This is a genomic window from Streptomyces pratensis (assembly GCF_037137275.1).
In the GTDB taxonomy this organism is placed as follows: Bacteria; Actinomycetota; Actinomycetes; order Streptomycetales; family Streptomycetaceae; genus Streptomyces; species Streptomyces pratensis_B.
In genome coordinates this window covers 76808-94148 of the sequence record NZ_JBBBEN010000089.1, presented here as the reverse complement: position 1 = coordinate 94148, position 17341 = coordinate 76808, and the positions used below count along the sequence as shown (strand labels likewise).

Genomic DNA, 17341 nt, shown 5'->3' with positions numbered 1-17341 from the left:
GCGGGGCGCGGCACGGCGGGGCGCGACCCTGCGGCGCGCGCCCCGCCGAAGAACCGCTCAGAGGGCTCCCGGGCCCTCCTCGGGCAGAGGGCGGACGAGAAGCGGCGCTCCCAGGACCTGGTGTCCGCCGCTGGCGAGCATGCGTACTTCGCCCCGGTCGCTGATCTCGGCCCGCACGATCCCCGTCTCGTCCTCGTACACCGGAGACCCGCCCGCGCCCGTACGGTCCGTCTCCCGGACGGTCACCACGTCGTCCGCGGCGCCGGACATCTGGAAGACGAGTTCGTAACGCTCGGTGTGAGCCATGTGATCCATGACGGCCTCCCGGCCCGGTCGTGGCAGGATGCGCCCCTGCGTCCCATTGTTTCGCACCCGGACGCGGGGCGCTCGGGGAACGACGGCCAACGGGCGGAGCCGTCCGGTCGATCGGGTGAGCCGCCCCGCAGGACAACATGACCGGCCGCCCGGGGGGCTAGTCATGCGTGCATGAGACTTCAGCCTCGACGAAAGAACAGCGCGTCTCCCCGTTCCCGCAACCTCACCATGGTCGGCGCCCTCGGCGCGGCGGCCGCGGCGGCCGTCCTGATGACGGGGTGCGGCCAGAGCGCGGACAGCACGTCGTCCGCGGCCACCTCCGAGGCCGCGAAGGTCGTTCCGCAGCAGACGACCCCCTCGGCCACCGCAGAGCTGACCGAGGACCAGCAGCAGCGCAAGGAGGTGCTCGACGCCACGAAGGTGAGCTACACCGACGCCGCCACGACCGCCGTCGGCGAGGTGGCCAACGGCAAGCTGGTCGACCTGGACCTGGAGGGCGTCGACGACGACGACCGCGACCAGAGCCCCAGCCCGACCGGCAGCGGGAGCCCGACGGGTACGGCGAGCCCCACCGGGACGGCGAGCCCCACCGGTGCGGCGAGCCCCACCGGAACCGGCACGTCCAGCCCGAGCGCGAGCCCCGGGGAGCAGAGCCCCGTCTGGCTGGCGGAGGTCGCAGAGAAGGACGGCACGGTCCACACCGTGCGCATCGACGCGGTCAGCGGCAAGGTGATCGAGGCCCGCGTCGACGCGGACCAGGACGCCGACGACAAGAAGCAGACGGCCGAGCTTCTCTCCCGGGCCACCCAGACGCCGCAGCAGGCGGCCAAGGTCGCCACCGAGAAGAAGAAGGGCACGGTCACCTCCATCAGCCTCGACGACAACGACGGCGACGGAGTCATCTGGTCGGTCGACGTGGTCGGGTCCGACTACAAGAAGACGACCTTCGACGTGGACGCAAAGACCGACACCATCGTCCGCGAGGAGACCGACAAGAACTGACCCCGGCCGGTCGCCGGGGCCGGCGGCGCCGGTGCGTCCAGTACGAGGGCGTAGCGCCGTCCGGGACGTTCCCCGAACATCACGTCCGCCACCGGCTCGAACCCGGAGCGGGCCAGCACTGCCCGAGAGCCCGTGTTGTCCAGCGTCGTCTCCGCGCGCAGTATCCTCAGCCCGTACTCCCGGGCCGCCAGCGCGCAGACCCGCTGGACCGCCCAGGTGGCCAGCCCGCGCCCCGCGGCCTGCTCGGCGATCCGGTAACCGAGCTCCGCGGAACCGTCCTGCACCCCGACGAGGTTGACCCTCCCCAGCACGGACCCGTCAGTGTCCTCGATGACATGGAAATGGTGCATTCCTGCGGCCTGCTCGGCGAGCAGGACGCGGTGGCGCTCGGCGAAGCCGGTGAAGTAGTCGTCGCCCCGGTCGGGCACGAAGGCGGAGAAGTACGCGCGGTTCTCCCGCTCGAACCGGAGCAGAGCCGGGGCGTGGCCGGGAGAGAGCCGGCTGAGGGGCGTCATGCCCGGATGGTAGCGCCGCGACCGGCACCGCCCGCCCCGGAGACGGCACGGGCGCCCCGCCCCGGAGCACCGGCCGGAGGAGCGGGTCCGGCGAACCGGCTCGGCTACGAGGGGAGCCGGCCTTCCAGCACGCGGGCCAGGCCGCGCTCCGCGTCGTCGGCCGAGGCGCGCCGGTAGGCCAGCTCGTACGCCGAATCGCCCGCCGCCTGCCGGGCCCGGCGCTCCCACTGCTCGCGGATCGCCCCCAGCTCCGGAGTCCCCCGGTGAGGGTGGCCCACCATGCGCCAGTACGTGTGTCCCGTGCCGGACGTCCGGGCCGCCGCCACCCCGTCCCCCTGCGCGGCGATCGCCCCCGCGAGCAGATCGAGACCGAGTGCGATGCCGAGGCTGTCGTGCAGCTCGTGCTTGCTCGCGAGCATCGCCCGCGCGTGGCTCTCGGCATGGCGGGGCCGGCCCTGGAGCAGATGGATGAGGGCGAGCTGGTGGTCGGCGTAGGCCCGCGCCCAGCGCTCCCCGAAGCGCAGACTGAGCTGCTGGAGCCGGGCGGCTTCCTCGAAGGCCTCGTCGAGCCGGCCGAGCGCCGACAGCGCGAACAGGCGTATCACCCGGCAGCGCAGCTGCGAGGGCGCGTCGGCGGGGTCGCCCGGGTGCCGGCGCAGTGCCTGGTCGCTGATGGCGTGCGCGGTGTGCGGCTCACCCATCATGAGATGCGTGAAGCTCATGGAGTGGGCCGCCAGCAGGGCCGCCTCACTGTCCCCGTCGTTGAGTGCCGCCTGCCGGCACTCCTCGCCGGTGAGGCGGGCCGCGTCGTGCTCGCCCTGGAGGGCCAGCGTGATCCCCAGCGCCCAGAGCGCCCGGGTGCGGTGGGGGCCGGCGGAGAGCGGCAGGGCCAGCACCCGTTCCAGGTAGGAACGGGCCTCGTGGAGATGGCCGCAGCAGCTCCAGAAGAGGCCGGCGCATCCCGCCGTCTCCATCGCCATCTCCGGGTCCTCTGCCAGCAAGTGGTCCAGGGCCGCGCACAGGTCCGCGTGGGCGCCGGCGATCCGGAAGTACCACGCGACCTGCGCGGGCCCCAGCCATCCCACGTACGCCTGGACCGAGACATGGGCGAAGTGCCGGGCGTGACGGTCCGCCAGGAGCGCGTCCTCCGCCAGCTCCGCGAGCCACATGGCCCCGTACTCGCGCAGCGTGTCGAGCATCCGGTAGCCCTCTTCGGTGCGCCGGAGCACCGACTGGTCGGCCAGGCGCTCCAGGGCGGGGGCGACCGCCTCCGCGGCGAGCGGTCCGCCCGCGCACACCGCCTCCGCGTCGGGTGTCATGATCACGCCACGGAAGACCGAGAGCCGCGCCCACAACAACCGTTCCAGCGGTGTGCAGAGCTCGTGGCTCCAGCCGATCGTGGTGCGCAGCGCCCGGTGGCGGAGCGGCCGGACCGTGTCGTCGGCGAGGACGTCCATCCGGGAGGCCAGCCGGCCGCTGACCTCCTGTGCGCTGCTCTCGCGGAGCTGGACGCAGGCCAGTTCCACGGCGAGCGGTATGCCGTCCAGACGGCGGCAGATCTCCGCCACCGCAGCGGCGCTGTCCGGGGCGTCGAGGGCGAGCCCCGGCGCGACGGCCGCGGCGCGGTCGTGGAAGAGCCGGACGGCGTCGTCGCCGTCGTCGCCGACGGAGAGCGGGGAGACCTCTACGCGGTACTCGTCCGGAGCGCCCAGGAGCTCCCTGCTGGTGGCCAGGACCGTCAGGCCCGGTGCGGCGGCCAGGAGTTCGGCGACGAGCCGCCCGCACGGGCCGACGACGCGTTCGCAGCAGTCGAGAACGAGGAGCAGCCGCCGCTCGGACAGCCACTCGCGGAGGGCGGCCACCGGTCGGCGGGGGCTGTGATCGAGCAGCCCGACGGCGTCGCAGACCGTCGTGGTGAGCAGTTGGTCATCGTGCAGATGCGACAGATCGGCCCACCACACGCCGTCCGCGTAGCGCCCCTCAAGTCGCTCGGCGGCACGCAGGGCCAGCCGGCTTTTGCCGACCCCTCCGCTGCCGGTGAGGGTGACCAGCCGGTGATCTCGAAGTGTCCGTTCGATGCTGACCAGTTCGCTGTCGCGGCCGACGAAGCTGGTCGTCACGACGGGGAGGTTGCCCATCACGGAGGCCATCCTGCACCGCTCGCCCCCGCAGCCTTCGTCCATAGCGAAAAACAGTCAGAAACGGCCGACAATGCACCCTCCGTGGACCACTGATGGCCTGCATCGAAAGCCGGCGTCACCGGCCCCGCCCGGCCGGCGCCGGGGCGAGACCGGCGGGCGAGGGAAGGGGCCCCGGCCCGAGAATGTCGTCCTGCCCCTGCGCTACGTTGCTGGCATGACGCAATTCGTACTCGTGACAGGCGCCTGGCTCGGCGCGTGGGCGTGGAGCGACGTCGTGCCCCACCTTCGCGCGGCCGGCCACGAAGTCCATCCGCTGGTCCTTTCCCGGGGCGCCGACGAACAGGGCGTCGCGGTCGGTCGGCAGACCCAGGCGCAGGACATCGTCGACGAGGTCGAGCGCCTGGACCTCCGCGAGGCGGTGCTGGTCGGGCACAGTCGCGCGGGCATCCCGGTGGGCCGGGCGGCCGAGCGAATCGGCGACCGGCTCGCCCGGGTCGTGTTCGTCGACTCCGACCTCCCGGCCGACGGCGCGTCCTTCGTCTCCGGCCGGTCGGACGGCCGCGCGGCCGTGGAGGGCGTCATCGCCGCGCACGGGGGTCTCTGGCCGCCGCTGACCGCCGCCGACCGCGCGGGCCAGGGCCTCGGCGAGGGACAGGTCGCCCGGATCGCAGAGGGCTCGACACCGCCCCCGGGCGCGACCCTCACGGAGCCCGCCACCCTGACGCGCCCACTGGGCATGCTTCCCGCGACCTACGTCAGGTGCCTGCTCGAAACGCCCGAGCCCAGCCCCGACGTGGCTCAGCCGCTGACCGGCGAGCGATGGCGCACGGCCACGATCGGCACCGGGCACGGGCCGGTGTTCTCCAGGCCCCGCGAGCTCGCCCGGGTCCTCCTGGACGCCGCAGGAACGGAGGGATGACCATGGCCGCCACACCGGAACGGGAGCGCCGTGACCCCGCAGGGGGGCCAGAGGAGCACCCGGAGATCACCTACATCGGGTGCGCGCGCTGCGGCACCCTGATCGCGGGCCTCGACGGCCGGTACGCCTGCTCGGGCTGCGGCTGGGTCAACGAGTGGACCGAGGGCCACCGGCCCCTGCCCACGGCCCGTGTCACCTGACCCCGCCGACCGCCCGCCCCCGCCCCTTCGGACGGCGACGCACCAGGTGCGGCGCTCGTCCCGGCGCTGGACCGGAATCGCGACCGCCGCCGCCCACCACGTACACTCGCCCCCGCCTTTGCCGACCGGCAGGGGCTCTTCACACCGGACCGACGGGGAAAATTCCGTATGAGTTTCACAGACAGCACCGAAGCACCGATCTACGCCGGCCTCGTGGAGGAGCAGGGTGACGTACCGGCCGAAGTCCGCCGCGTGGCCGAGGAAGTCCTCCGCGAAGCCGACCGCGCGATCGACTTCGGCACGGTGGGGGCGGCCTCCGCCCGCTAGCACCGCACGCACCGCGTGGTGCCGCGGCGGCAGGCGACCGAGATCCGGTCCGCGGCCGCCGATGAGGCGTGAGTCCCTCACGGCACAAGGAAACATCCTGCGACTTTTACCACATTGCCGCGTTCGTGACGCGGCGGTCCGCCCGGCAGAGGCGGGCCGAAGACGCGCTGCGAGCGGAAGCGGGCGAGGCCGCGGCAGGCCGAGCGCTCGGCCCCCGGCGCCGCAGCGCCCCCGCCGCCCGCCGCGCACATCTTCCGGGCCCCGCGCCGGTGGGGGGGCGGGCCCGTGTGTACGGACCACCGCCGCCCCGCTCCGCCGTGCGGCCCGCGGAGCGGGGCCGGACCGACCGTCCTGGTTCGAGCTCCCTGCCCGGCGTCCGGAGGCCGTCCTCGGGCCACGCCCACCTCGGCGGCCGCAGCCGGGTGCCTGACCGGGGCCCCCGCGCGCCACGGTGGCCGCCACCGCCCGCGACGGCGCCACGGACCGCCCTGCCCGGCGGCCCGCCCGCGCGGCAGCGAACGAGCCGGCGCCGAGCCCCGGCCCGGTACGTCTGAGTACGCGCACTCAGGCACACCGGGACGGACGGCGGCGAGGGTGAGGCCGACGACCGGGGTGAAGCCGCAGGGCAGGCCCCACGGCGGAACGTGCCCGCCGGAGGCCGTCGTGCCCACCGGACCCCAGGAGAACAGTGCTCAGTCGCATCGCAGCCGTCGTCGTCCCTTCCCTCGGTCGTCTCACGGTCACGTCCGACCACGCCACGCCCCCGGCCACCGGCAGCATCATCGTCGCCAACCACACCTCCCTCGCCGATCCGGGCGTCGTTCTCGCCGCGCTGCTGCGCCTCGACGTCCGCCCCGTCGTCCTGGCCACCGCGGGGCTCTGGCGCGTCCCGCTCCTCGGCCGACTGCTGGAGCGCGGCGGCCACGTGCCGGTGCACCGCAACACCCACCGGGCGGCCGACGCCCTCGACGCGGCGGCCGCCGCGCTCGGCGACGGCCGACATGTCCTCATGTACGGGGAAGGCAGACTGCCCTGCCGCAGGGATGCCGCGGAGGCGCCGCCGGAGGGATTCCGCAGTGGCCTCGCCCGCCTGGCTCACGCGTCCGGCGCGCCGGTCGTGCCGCTCGGCCAGGCCGGGGCCCGCCGGGTGACGTCCGGCCCCTGCGCCAAGCAGATCTCCGGGCTCCTCACCGCTCCGGCCCGCCGCCCCCGGCTCCACGTCCACATCGGAGCGCCGGTGCACCTTCCGCCGGGCGTGGAGGCGGCCACCGCCGCGGCCCGCGCGGCCGTCACCGCCGCTTGGCGCACCGCGGCCCGGCGTCTGGGCGAACCTGCGGCGGTGCCCTCCGCCCGCTGACCGGCACGGCGCGCGGCCCCGCGCCGGACGGGACTCGGGGTCGCGCCGGGCCCCGGGCACGGGATCACGCGAACCTGGACCGGCGGCCGGCGCGAGCGGACCGGTCGCGACCCCGAGCCCCGTACGGCCGCCCCCCCGGCTCACCGCCCCGCCTTGAGAGCGCTACGCCGGGCCCGCCCCGCCTTCCGGGCACGCCCCCCCCGCGCCGCTCCGCGCCCCGGCACCCGTACGTCCCGCGGAAGCGCGTGTCGTCCCGGCTCCGCGTCGCCCCGGCTCCGCGCGGGGCCCGGGCCCGCGCCCCGAGGCGACCGCGGCTACCCAGCCGTCGCCCCCGCCTCGCGGGCCACCTGCTCCAGGCGCTCGCGGTAGGCGGTCCACCAGGAGCGATCGCCCTCGGGCATGTTGTCGTTGCCGGCGCGGAGCCCGACCGCCCCGTCGATCAGCTCCCGCACGATGTCCGCGTGCCCGGCGTGGCGCTGGAGGTCGGCGATCACATGGACGAGGATCTGGTGGAGAGTCACCGTCCCCCGCTCGCCGGGCCACCACGGGACCTTCCCGACCGCGTCGAGGGGCAGCGCGGCGATCGTGCGGTCCGCGTGCTTCGCCACCCGCTGGTACAGGGCGACGACGTCCTCACGGGACTCCTCGGGGGCGGCCCACATGTCCGCGTTCGGCTCGGCGTCGTCCGTGAACGCGGACGGAGTCTCGTCGAACGGCCGCTGGAAGGTCTCGCCGAAGTAGCCCAGCTCCACCCCGGCGGCGTGTTTGACCAACCCCAGGAGGTTGGTACCGGTCGAGGTCAGGGGGCGGCGTACGTCGTACTCCGAGAGGCCGTCGAGCTTCCACAGCAGAGCGTCGCGAGAGGCTTGCAGATAGCGCTGGAGATCGGCCTTGGGATGCGTGTCGGTCATCTGCGCAGTGTGTCACCGGGCACTGACAGCGCCCCCCGGCCCGCCCCCGGGAGAGCGGCCGGGGCCCCGGCCCGGGTGGCGGCCGGGACGTCGGCGGCGTAGGTATGGAGGAGCGCCGCCTCCAGGGCGGGGCGATGCCGCGGACCGCACCGGTGCGTCAACGGCCGGCGCCCGCAGACCACCCGCCGGCCCGGCTCCGGCGGCCGGCGGCTCACGACCGGGGCGAGGAGACGAAACCCGATGACGGCGCCAGAGTTGAGCATCCCGGTGCACGGGGTCCCGTGCTGGGTCAGCCTCATGACCCGGGACCTGCGCGCCGCAGAGGACTTCTACGCCACCGTCCTCGGCTGGAGCTTCCGCTCCGGCTCCCTGGGGGAGGGCTTCTCCGTCGCCCATGTCGACGGCCTGCCGGTCGCCGGGCTCGGACGGATCGCCGCCGGCCTCCCCACGTCGGTGGCCTGGACTCCGTATTTCGCCGTCGACGACGCGGACGGCGCCGCCGCCCGGGTCCGGGAGCGGGGCGCCACCATCGCCGTCGGCCCGATCCGGCTGGGCCCCGGCCGTGGGGCCGTCGGAGCGGACCGCGAAGGGGCCGGGTTCGGCTTCTGGGAGGGCAGGACTCCGCCGTGGTCGCTGGGCCGCGACAACACTCCCGCCTCCCTCGAACTGCGGACGAGCCACCCCTTCGACTCGGCGATCTTCTACGCCGAAGTGTTCGGCTGGGCATCCGGGGAGCCGGGCGGCTGCGAAGTCGGTTACGCCTACGGGCAGGACGCCGTCGTCGTACGCCAGGGAGGGCACACCGTGGCCACCCTGCGCGGCGGCGGTGACGGGGCGTCCCCCGACCCCCGGCTGCGTCCGCGGTGGCACGTCCGCTTCGAGGTCGACGACCTGGAAGGGGTCGTCGACGCGGCGCGCCGGGCGGGCGGCACGGTCTCGCCACCGGTGGAGACCCCGGCCGACGGCGCCGAGTCGGTGATCAGCGACCCCGACGGAGGCATCTTCACGGTCTGCGTCCGGCGGGGGCCCGGCGGCCTGGACTGAGGGGCGGCTCCGCGGCACAGGCGGCGTCAGCAGGTGCGGAACACATGCCCCGGGCGGCCCGCCGGCCGGACACCGAGGTCCCGGCGCACCACCGAGAGCTTCGGCCCCACGGACGAACAGGCCCGGTCGAAGTCTTCGTCCCTGTATTCGACGACGAAGACCCTGTCGCTGTACGCGGACGCGTAGTCGGCGCACTCGTCGTGACGGCCGCACTCCTCGGCGACCGCGAAGTCGAACCCGATCTCCCGACGCCGCTGGAGCAGGTCGGTGGTGTTCTTCTGGCCGATCGCGAGCCCCGCGGCGTGCGCGCGCCTGGCCAGGAGCTTGGCGTACGCGGCGTTGTGGGACCGGGTCAGGAGGCCGTCGGAGCGCTCATGGGAGTCCAGGTTGTCCGGCTCCACCGCCTGGAAGCCGGCCCTCGCGCAGTCGTCGATCCAGCCTCCGACGATCGCCGCCAGCCGGGCGCGGTCGGCGGGCGTCGAGGTGTCGAGCAGCGCTTCGCCCCAGGCCTCGTCGTTGACCAGGTCCCCGTCGTCGTCGCGCAGCAGCAGGTCGGCGTGGTGCTTCTGCCACCAGCCCAGTGCGTCCGGCTGGGTTTGGAAGGCGTTGACGTAGCAGACGTTGTACAGGCCGGCGGCGGGCCTCTCCCCCCGGTCGCGGGCGACGGCCTCCACGCCGGCGGGCGGCGGGTACGCCCCACCGATCTGGTAGTCGAAAACCGCGTCGGCGGCAGGCGGTACGACCCGTGGCGCGGGCGGCCGCGCCGGGGAGACGGGGGTGAGGACGTAGGACAGGAGCAGCCCCGCGCCCGACACGGCCGCGACCCCGCCGACCAGGGCGGCGAGCGTTCCCCGGCGGCGGAAGAGGGAAGGGACGGCCTGCTGGGGCATGCGTACTCCTGGGTGTGAAGGTCGGGACCGCTCCCCATCATGGCCGGTCGATCATGAACCCGTCGTACGCGCCCGGCCGTCCCCGGAGCTCGCGCGCATCCCCCGCCCCGCACGGGACGTCAGCCGGACAGCACGCCGTCGAGCGCTTCGGCGGCCTCGGCCGCCACTGCCGTGGCCACGGCGGCCAGGGCCGGCGAGTCGAGCTTCCACTGCTGCCAGTAGAGGGGGACGTCGACGACGCGGTCGCGGGCGAGGCGCACCAGTCGCCCGCCCCGCAGCAGCGGCTCCGCCTGGACGTCGGGCACCATGCCCCAGCCCATGCCGGCCGCGACGGCGTCCACGAACCCCTCGGGCGTCGGGACGAAGTGGCGCAGGGCGCTTGCCCCCGGGGCGCGGCCCAGCCCGCGGGCGAAGGCGTCCTGGAGGTCGTCCCGCCGGTCGAAGCAGACCACGGGCGCGTCGGTGACCAGCCCGTGCAGCGAGGCGTCCGAAGCCCGGTCGAGCCACCGACGGGCGAAGCCGCGGGTCGCCACCGGCACATAGCGCATCCGGCCCAGACCGCGCACCGTGCATCCCGCCACGGCCTCGGGCGACGAGGTCACCGCGGCCATCACCAGTCCCTCGCGCAGGAGCGCGGCGGTGTGGTCCTGGTCCTCCCGGCGCAACTCGTAGCTAAGGCCCAGCTCCTCGGGCACCCGTCGCAGGGCGGGCAGGAACCAGGTCGCCAACGAGTCGGAGTTCACCGCGATCGACACACGCGTCGGCTCGCCGGGCCCGGACAGTCCGAGCGCGGCCTGCGCGTCGAGCTCCAGCCTGGCCAGCTGACGCGCGAAGCGCACCACCACCTCACCGGACTCGGTGGGCCGTACCGGCTTCGTGCGTAGCAGCAGCACCCGGCCGGTGCGCTGCTCCAGTGCCTTCACGCGCTGACTGACCGCGGACGGCGTCACCCGCAGGGCGTGGGCCGCCGCGTCGAACGTGCCCTCGTCGACCACGGCCAGCAGTGTGCGTACATGATCGAGGGGAAGTTCGGACATCATGAAAGCTAATGATACGTAAGAATCATTAGCTGTACACGTGAGTGTCATCTCCGTAGCGTCGGGACCATGACGAACGCCCTCACCGCCGCGGCCGCCGGTTTCGGAACCGGTCTCTCCCTGATCGTCGCCATCGGCGCGCAGAACGCCCTCGTGCTTCGTCAGGGGGTCCGCCGCGACGGAGTGCTCGCGGTGGTGGCCATCTGTGCCCTGTCCGACGCCGTCCTCATCGGGCTGGGCGTCGCAGGGGTCGGGGCCGTCGTCGTCGCCTGGCCCTCCGCCCTGACCGTGGTCGGACTGCTCGGCGGCGTGTTCCTGATCGGTTACGGGCTCCTCGCCGCGCGCCGCGTGCTCCGCCCGTCGGCCCTGCGCGCCGAAGACGCCCCGGCCGCCTCACGGCGGGGCGTCGTGCTCACGTGCTTGGCGATGACCTGGCTCAACCCGCACGTGTACCTCGACACCGTCTTCCTGCTCGGCTCCGTCGCGGCCGACCAGGGGGCACTGCGCTGGACCTTCGGGCTCGGCGCGATCATGGCCAGCGTCTGCTGGTTCGCGGCGCTCGGGTACGGGGCCCGACTGCTGAGCGGGGTCCTCGCCCGCCCGTCCTCCTGGCGTGTGCTGGACGGCCTCGTCGCCGTGATGATGATCGGACTCGGTGCGAAACTGGCGCTGGGCGCGTGAAGGGACCGGTCCCCAGGCGTACGACGGCGGGAGACCCGGCGTTCGAGGGCGGGCGCTTGTGCGCTGGCAGCCGTGTGTTTCCGGCCCGCCTGTGCGGTGCCCGGCGCTACCCGGTGCGCCGTGGGACCGAGCGCCGCTCGTGTCGCGGGAGCGCGGGACGCGTGAGGGGACGGGGCGCCTGCCCATGGCCGAAAAGTGCCACTTGATTTCGGAGTCGGCGTTTCTCCGGACCGCTCGGCGGCAAGGCTGAGCAGGCGGTGTGAGGCGTCCGGCGGCTGTCGACTGCGCGTCGGGCGGCGACCGTGACCGGCGGGGGCGCGCTGGGGAGAGTCCTTCTTCGGGGCGGTGTCCTCGTGGCCCGGGCGCGGAACTCCGGCAGGGCCGGACGCGGTGACCGTGCGGCCCGGTCGGCGGCGCCGGGCCGCACGGACCTCATGGTGCCGCCGCACGCTTCGCGCCGCGTCGTGCGGGGACTTGGGCCCCGGCAGGCGGCGGACTGACGGGCTGTGTGCCTGGTCACGGGTCGTCGGCCGGGTCGAGGAGGCTGAGCCGCTCCGCGCGCTCCGGCGTCAGGTCGAGAGCGGTGAGAATCGACGGTGTGGCGATGCTGGGCAGTATGTGCTGCTGGAGCGTGATGTGGCGGCGCTGGAGATCCCGGTAGTTGGTGAGGGTCTGGGAGACCGCCTGGGTGCCCGCGAAAGCGGCGACGTAGAGATCGGCCGTCTCGGTGGGGTTGACGTGGGGGAGCAGTTCGCCGTTGTGTTTGGCCTGGGTCAGACGGTCGTAGGTCGCTTCCTGCCAGCGGAGGAAGGGGCCGCTGCGGTCGAGGCCCTGAGCTTGTTGGTCCATGGAGAGGCGAACGCCCGCGCGGGCGAGGAGGCTGGTCTGGAGGCGATGGCTGAAAAGCATCCCCACGTCGATGAGTTCCTGCAGCTTGAGCGTCCGGCCCGGGACCGCCCGGGGCGGCTCCTGGGCGTCGAGCACGCCGAGAGCGAGATCCTCCTTGGACGGGAAATGAAAATAGAGGGCGCCTTTGGTGACGCCGGCGCTTTTCAGTATTTCCGTGATGGTGGCGGCTTGGTAACCGTATTTCTCGAAGGCGTGGGCCGCCGCCATCAAGATGGTGCGGCGGGTGCGGATCGCCCGGTCCTGCTTGGCCATCCTGTCTCCTTTTACTGGCGAGGGCCGGTGTTGGGGCCGGGTCGGTGTTGGGGGAGACCACCCTGCCTGGGATAGAAAAAAAACCGCGTAGTCTGTATCTTATCAGCGCAGGTGCATCGCAGGAACGGCTCGCCATCACATGACCCCTGGGGGGAGTTATGCCCGAAGCAGCAGTCTTGATCGAACCGGTGCCGGCTATGGAATCCGAGGCCGAAGTGGTGCATCCCGTGGGGATCGACATGGTGCACCGGACCCGGCCGGAGGACGCCTTTCCGCGGAACTGGGTCCGACTGGGCCATGACCGGTTCTCGGTGGCGGCGGTCCTTCCGCACGATCACCCGTTCTTCGCCCCGGTGGGCGGGGACCGGCACGACCCCCTGCTCGTCGCCGAGGCCATGAGGCAGGCGGCCATGCTGGCCTTCCACGCCGGATACGGTGTTCCGCTCGGCCATCACTTCCTGATGGCGGACCTGGACTACGTCTGCCACCCGGAGCACCTGGGCGTCGGGGGTGCGCCCGCCGAGGTGGACGTGGAGGTGTTCTGCTCCGACCTGAAGTGGCGGAGCGGGCTGCCGGTGCAGGGCCGGGTGGGCTGGGCGGTGTACCGCGACGGGCGGCTGGCCGCCACGGGGACGGGGGCGACCCGGTTCACCAGTCCCCAGGTCTACCGGCGGATGCGGGGCGAGGTCCCCGCGGAGGGGATATCCATACCCCGGTCCGCGCCGGTGCCCACCGCCCGGGCCGGCCGGACCAGAGCGCAGGACGTGGTGCTGTCGCCGACCGCCCGGGGCGGAGTCTGGGAGCTGCGCGTGGACACCCGGCACCCCACCCTGTTCCAGCGCCCCAACGACCATGTGCCGGGCATGCTGTTGCTGGAGGCGGCCCGGCAGGCCGCGTGCCTGGTCGCGGGGTCCGGCGGCATCCTCCCGATGGAGGCGAGCACACGGTTCCACCGGTACGCGGAGTTCGGCAGTCCCTGCTCGATCGGGGCGGTGGTCCTGCCGCACGCGACCGGGGATACGGTGGCGGTCCAGGTGACGGGCCATCAGGACGGTGAGCCGGTGTTCTCCACGGTCATGTCCGGCCCGCGCGCCGAGGCCTGACGCGCGGCCGGAGAGTCGTACGCACGAAGAGGACCGGGGTCCGCTGCCGGAAGTCCGGCGGCAGGGGAGGGCGGCCGGGCCCGCCGGCGCCGCCCGCGGTGGACAACAGGTGTGAGGGGTCTCAGTGATTCTCGTGACGGGTGCGACCGGAGCGGTCGGCCGTGAGGTCGCCGCGCTGCTGGCGGCGGCCGGGCCGGTGCGGATTCTCGCGCGCCGGCCGGAGCGACTGACCGTGCGGGGCCCGGGGGTCGAGGTCGTGGAGGGAGCGTACGGGGACCGCCCTGCCCTCGACCGGGCGTTGCGGGGCGTCGCCTCGGTGTTCCTGGTGACGAACAGCCCCACAGAGCCCGACGACGAGAGGGTCGCCGCGGCGGCGCGCGCGGCGGACGTCCGTCACCTGGTCAAGCTCTCGATGATGGCGGTGGAGGAACCCGGCGCAGAGGACTTCATCACCCGGCGACAGCGGGAGAACGAACAGGCCGTGAGGGAGTCGGGCGTCCCGTGGACGTTCCTCCGCCCGCGGACGTTCATGTCCAACACGCTCTCCTGGGCGAAGGGCGTCCGTTCGGCGGGAGTGGTGCGCGCTCTGTACGGCGACGCGCCCGTCGCCTGCGTCGACCCGCGTGACGTCGCGTCGGTCGCCGTCGCCGTCCTCACCGGCACCGGCCACGAGGGCAGGTCGTATGCCGTCTCAGGGCCACAGGCGATCACCGCGCGCGAGCAGACGGCCCAGCTCGCCGGTGTGCTGGGGCGATCGTTGCGCTTCGAGGAGCTGGGGGTGGACGCGGCGCGTTCGGCTCTGCTCGCGAAGTACCCGCGGCCGGTTGCCGAGGCCTTCCTCGAGAGCGCTGAGCGGCAGCGGGCGGGAGCGAAGGCGGCGGTCCTGCCCACGGTCGGGGAGCTCACGGGCCGCCCGGCCCGGCCCTACCGCGTCTGGGCCGCCGACCACGCCGACGCCTTCGCGTCGGACGGGGCCCTCCCGCTCCCCGCGGCCGCCCCGGGCCGGCTCCCCCCGCCGTCCCCGTCCGGGTGACGCGGCGTCCCGCTCCCGCCCGGGCCGTGCAAGTCGGGGGGTGAGAGTGCGACGGCTCGGCCCCCCGCACCGCCACGCCGCGTGAGCGCGCGCGGGCGGCGGGCGGCCGGGTTCTGCGGGGCGTGCGCGGCCGTGGCCCCCCGGGAGCGGTCGGGGCGTCGAGGGCGGACATCGTCGTTCCCTGGAAAAGAAACCGAGAAGTTGGTTTGATGGGGTCGATGTCTTCATGACGCGATCCACCGCTCCGGCGGACGCCCTCCGCCGGACCGCGTCCTCCTCCCGGCCGACCCTCCGGCCGCTTTTCCCCGAGCGGAGGCTCCGGTGACCAAGCAGGAGCGCGCCACCCGTACCCGTCAGACCTTGATCCGCTCCGCCGCCGCCGTGTTCGAGCGGCACGGGTACGCGGAGGCGCGGCTGGTGCTGATCAGCGCCGGCGCGGGCGTCAGCACGGGCGCGCTGCACTTCCACTTCGAGAACAAGGCCGCGGTCGCGGAAGCGGTGGTGGCGCAGGCCTCGCACGGACTGCGCGACATGGCCGGTGCGATCCGGTGCCGGGCGGACACGGCCCTGCAGGCCCTCGTAGACATCTCGCACGCCCTCGCGGAGCGGCTGCGCGAGGACCCGGTCACGCGGGCCGGGTTCCGGCTCAGCGCCGACGGGGAGCCGGTCGTCGCACCGGACCTGCGCGGGGACTGGCACCGGTGCGTACGGGAGCTGATGGAGGAAGCGGCCACCGCGGGGGCGCTGGTCGAGGGAGTGCCCCGCGAGGAGGCGGTGGCGGTGACCGTCGCGGCGACCGCCGGGTTCGAGGTGCTCGGTCGGCACGACCCCGCGTGGCTCTCCCCGTACGCGCTCACGGACTTCTGGCGCCTGCTGCTGCCCCGGCTCGCCGCCGCGGACGCTCTCGCCCTCATCGACCCGTCCGGCACGGGAGCGGCGGGACTGGCGTCTGCGTGCGCCGCCCGCGGGGCGGCTGTGGGGGCGGGAGCGTCGTCGAGGCCGGCCTCCGGGGCCTGACCGGGCGCGCGGGCCGGTTCCCGTGCGGCGGTGTGCGCCGGGCGGCTCAGGCGCTGGGCGTGGAGGGGGTGCAGGCCTGCCGTACGCCTTCCAGGACGGCCGGGAGCAACCCGGGGAAGCGGGCTTCCAGATCGTCCGCGCGCAGTCGGCTCATCCGGGAGGTCCCCTCGTAGTGCTGGCGGATGACCCCTGCCTCGCGCAGCACCTTGAAGTGGTGGGTGGTGGTGGACTTGCTCACCGGGAGATCGAAGGCGATGCACGCCATGTCGTCGTGACCGTCGGCCAGTTCGCGCACGATGCGCAGCCGGACGGGGTCGGCCAGGGCGTGCAGGACGGTCTCCAGGCGGAGCCCCTCCAGAGGCGGGTGGGCGAGCTGGCGCCCGGACGCGGCTTTGCGCTCGGTGGTGGGCATGGGGCGGCTCCTCGTGGTCTCGCTGCTCCAAAGTACGAGTTTCCTCGTAGTTTGACAATGTCCGTACTACGATGAGTATCGTACTTACATCGCTGTCGCTGCCGGGCGGCAACGCCCCTGCCCCGAGGAGATGTCCCGTGAGTGCCCTGTTCACGCCTTTGACCCTGCGGTCCCTGGAGATACCCAACCGTGTGTGGATGTCTCCGATGTGCATGTACTCCGCCGCCTGCGATGGCCCGGAGGCGGGCGTTCCGACGGACTTCCACCTCACCCATCTCGCGGGCAGGGCCGCCGGAGGAGCCGGGCTGGTGATGGCCGAGGCCACCGGCGTGCGCCCGGACGGCCGGATCAGCCCCTGGGACCTGGGTCTGTGGAACGACCGTCAGCAGGAGGCCTTCGCCCGGATCACCGCGGCGATCACCTCGCATGGGTCCGTCCCCGCGATCCAGCTCGCCCACGCCGGGCGCAAGGCCTCCACCGACCGGCCCTGGCTCGGGGACCGCCACGTGCCGCAGAGCGAGGGCGGCTGGACGGCCGTCGCCCCCAGCGCCGTGGCCTTCGCGGGCCTGCCCGTCCCGCACGAGCTGACCGAGGACGAGATCCAGCAACTGGTGCGTGACTTCGCCATGGCGGCAGAGCGCGCCCTGGCCGCCGGCTTCCAGGTCGTCGAGATCCACGGAGCGCACGGCTACCTGATCAACTCCTTCCTCTCCCCGGCCGCCAACCACCGCACCGACGCCTACGGCGGGAGCTGGGAGAACCGCCTGCGCTTCCCGCTCCAAGTGGTCGACGCCGTCCGCGCCGTATGGCCGGACGACCTGCCCGTCCTCTTCCGCACCTCGGCCACCGACTGGCTGTCGGAGAACCCGGAGGACCCGCGCGAGGGCTGGGACGGCGACGACACCGTACGCCTGGCGAAGGAGCTGACCGCCCATGGCGTCGACCTGCTGGACGTCTCCACCGGCGGTCTCGTCCGCGACGCCGTGATCTCGGCGGGCCCCGGCTACCAGGTCCCCTTCGCCGAGCGGGTACGTCGGACGACCGGCACACCCACCTCCGCGGTGGGCCTGATCCTGGAACCCGCCCAGGCCGAGGAGATCGTGGCCGCGGGACGGGCCGACGCTGTCATGATCGGCCGTGGCATGCTGCGCGACCCGCACTGGGCTCATCACGCCGCCGACGCGCTCGCGACGGACCCCCGCTGGCCCGAGCCGTACGGCTACGCCCTGGCGCGCCGCGCCGCCAAGGCCTGAGCGGGAGGCCCGGACGCCCGGCG

At 73.9% G+C, this 17341-nt stretch carries 18 protein-coding genes and 1 pseudogene; 11 read left to right on the top strand and 8 right to left on the bottom strand.

The window, feature by feature from the left end:
* Positions 1–57: 57 nt before the first annotated feature.
* Complete coding sequence (locus V9U70_RS15125) at positions 58–306, bottom strand: DUF6296 family protein (protein WP_336675826.1); 249 nt, start codon at positions 304–306, stop codon at positions 58–60.
* Between the two features lie 180 nt (positions 307–486).
* On the opposite strand from V9U70_RS15125, the gene V9U70_RS15120 reads away from it, so the two are divergent.
* Complete coding sequence (locus tag V9U70_RS15120) at positions 487–1317, top strand: PepSY domain-containing protein (RefSeq protein WP_336675583.1); 831 nt, start codon at positions 487–489, stop codon at positions 1315–1317.
* A 17-nt stretch (positions 1318–1334) separates the two neighbouring features.
* Here the strand turns inward: V9U70_RS15120 and V9U70_RS15115 are convergent.
* Together V9U70_RS15115 and V9U70_RS15110 are read right to left on the bottom strand one after the other, a co-directional pair.
* A pseudogene (locus V9U70_RS15115) lies at positions 1335–1832 on the bottom strand (GNAT family N-acetyltransferase); the annotation flags it as partial.
* A gap of 104 nt (positions 1833–1936) precedes the next feature.
* Positions 1937–3970 carry an ATP-binding protein gene (locus V9U70_RS15110; protein ID WP_336675824.1) on the bottom strand — a complete coding sequence of 678 codons (2034 nt, stop codon included), beginning with the start codon at positions 3968–3970 and terminating at the stop codon, positions 1937–1939.
* Positions 3971–4187: 217 nt separating this feature from the next.
* Here V9U70_RS15110 and V9U70_RS15105 point away from each other — a divergent pair, with 217 nt between their 5' ends.
* The 4 genes from V9U70_RS15105 to V9U70_RS15090 all read left to right on the top strand — a co-directional run bounded on the left by V9U70_RS15105 (position 4188) and on the right by V9U70_RS15090 (position 6776).
* Positions 4188–4892, top strand: coding sequence for an alpha/beta fold hydrolase (locus V9U70_RS15105; RefSeq protein ID WP_336675581.1), 705 nt, complete (start codon positions 4188–4190; stop codon positions 4890–4892).
* 2 nt (positions 4893–4894) lie between these two features.
* On the top strand, positions 4895–5092 hold the full coding sequence (locus V9U70_RS15100; RefSeq protein WP_336675579.1) for a hypothetical protein: 198 nt from the start codon (positions 4895–4897) through the stop codon (positions 5090–5092).
* Positions 5093–5260: 168 nt separating this feature from the next.
* Complete coding sequence (locus V9U70_RS15095; protein WP_336675577.1) at positions 5261–5419, top strand: hypothetical protein; 159 nt, start codon at positions 5261–5263, stop codon at positions 5417–5419.
* Between the two features lie 688 nt (positions 5420–6107).
* The gene (locus V9U70_RS15090) at positions 6108–6776 is read left to right on the top strand and encodes a lysophospholipid acyltransferase family protein (protein WP_336675576.1); all 669 of its coding nucleotides are present in this window, start codon (positions 6108–6110) and stop codon (positions 6774–6776) included.
* 314 nt (positions 6777–7090) lie between these two features.
* On the opposite strand, the gene V9U70_RS15085 is transcribed toward V9U70_RS15090, so the two are convergent.
* Entirely contained in the window at positions 7091–7687 is a 597-nt protein-coding gene (locus V9U70_RS15085) for a DinB family protein (RefSeq protein WP_336675574.1), read from the bottom strand.
* Between the two features lie 240 nt (positions 7688–7927).
* On the opposite strand from V9U70_RS15085, the gene V9U70_RS15080 reads away from it, so the two are divergent.
* Positions 7928–8731: a VOC family protein gene (locus V9U70_RS15080; protein WP_336675573.1), complete on the top strand. Its 804-nt coding sequence runs from the start codon at positions 7928–7930 to the stop codon at positions 8729–8731.
* A gap of 26 nt (positions 8732–8757) precedes the next feature.
* On the opposite strand, the gene V9U70_RS15075 is transcribed toward V9U70_RS15080, so the two are convergent.
* On the bottom strand, positions 8758–9621 hold the full coding sequence (locus V9U70_RS15075; RefSeq protein ID WP_336675572.1) for an endo alpha-1,4 polygalactosaminidase: 864 nt from the start codon (positions 9619–9621) through the stop codon (positions 8758–8760).
* 119 nt (positions 9622–9740) lie between these two features.
* Positions 9741–10661, bottom strand: a complete 921-nt coding sequence (locus V9U70_RS15070) for a LysR family transcriptional regulator ArgP (protein ID WP_336675569.1) — start codon at positions 10659–10661, stop codon at positions 9741–9743.
* Positions 10662–10727: 66 nt separating this feature from the next.
* Here V9U70_RS15070 and V9U70_RS15065 point away from each other — a divergent pair, with 66 nt between their 5' ends.
* Positions 10728–11339, top strand: coding sequence for a LysE/ArgO family amino acid transporter (locus V9U70_RS15065; protein WP_336675568.1), 612 nt, complete (start codon positions 10728–10730; stop codon positions 11337–11339).
* 516 nt (positions 11340–11855) lie between these two features.
* On the opposite strand, the gene V9U70_RS15060 is transcribed toward V9U70_RS15065, so the two are convergent.
* The gene (locus V9U70_RS15060; RefSeq protein WP_336675567.1) at positions 11856–12500 is read right to left on the bottom strand and encodes a ScbR family autoregulator-binding transcription factor; all 645 of its coding nucleotides are present in this window, start codon (positions 12498–12500) and stop codon (positions 11856–11858) included.
* Positions 12501–12697: 197 nt separating this feature from the next.
* Between V9U70_RS15060 and afsA the strand changes: the two genes are divergently transcribed.
* The 3 genes from afsA to V9U70_RS15045 all read left to right on the top strand — a co-directional run bounded on the left by afsA (position 12698) and on the right by V9U70_RS15045 (position 15653).
* On the top strand, positions 12698–13603 hold the full coding sequence (gene afsA / locus V9U70_RS15055) for a 2-oxo-3-(phosphooxy)propyl 3-oxoalkanoate synthase (RefSeq protein WP_473828696.1): 906 nt from the start codon (positions 12698–12700) through the stop codon (positions 13601–13603).
* Positions 13604–13727: 124 nt separating this feature from the next.
* On the top strand, positions 13728–14636 hold the full coding sequence (locus V9U70_RS15050; protein WP_336675565.1) for an NAD(P)H-binding protein: 909 nt from the start codon (positions 13728–13730) through the stop codon (positions 14634–14636).
* A 321-nt stretch (positions 14637–14957) separates the two neighbouring features.
* A complete protein-coding gene (locus tag V9U70_RS15045) occupies positions 14958–15653 on the top strand; it encodes a ScbR family autoregulator-binding transcription factor (RefSeq protein WP_336675563.1) in 696 nt (231 codons plus the stop codon).
* A 46-nt stretch (positions 15654–15699) separates the two neighbouring features.
* Here the strand turns inward: V9U70_RS15045 and V9U70_RS15040 are convergent, their stop codons facing one another.
* Positions 15700–16065 (bottom strand): ArsR/SmtB family transcription factor, encoded by a 366-nt coding sequence (locus V9U70_RS15040; RefSeq protein ID WP_336675561.1) that lies wholly within the window; start codon positions 16063–16065, stop codon positions 15700–15702.
* 137 nt (positions 16066–16202) lie between these two features.
* On the opposite strand from V9U70_RS15040, the gene V9U70_RS15035 reads away from it, so the two are divergent.
* Entirely contained in the window at positions 16203–17318 is a 1116-nt protein-coding gene (locus V9U70_RS15035) for an NADH:flavin oxidoreductase/NADH oxidase (RefSeq protein WP_336675560.1), read from the top strand.
* The last annotated feature ends 23 nt before the right edge of the window (positions 17319–17341 follow it).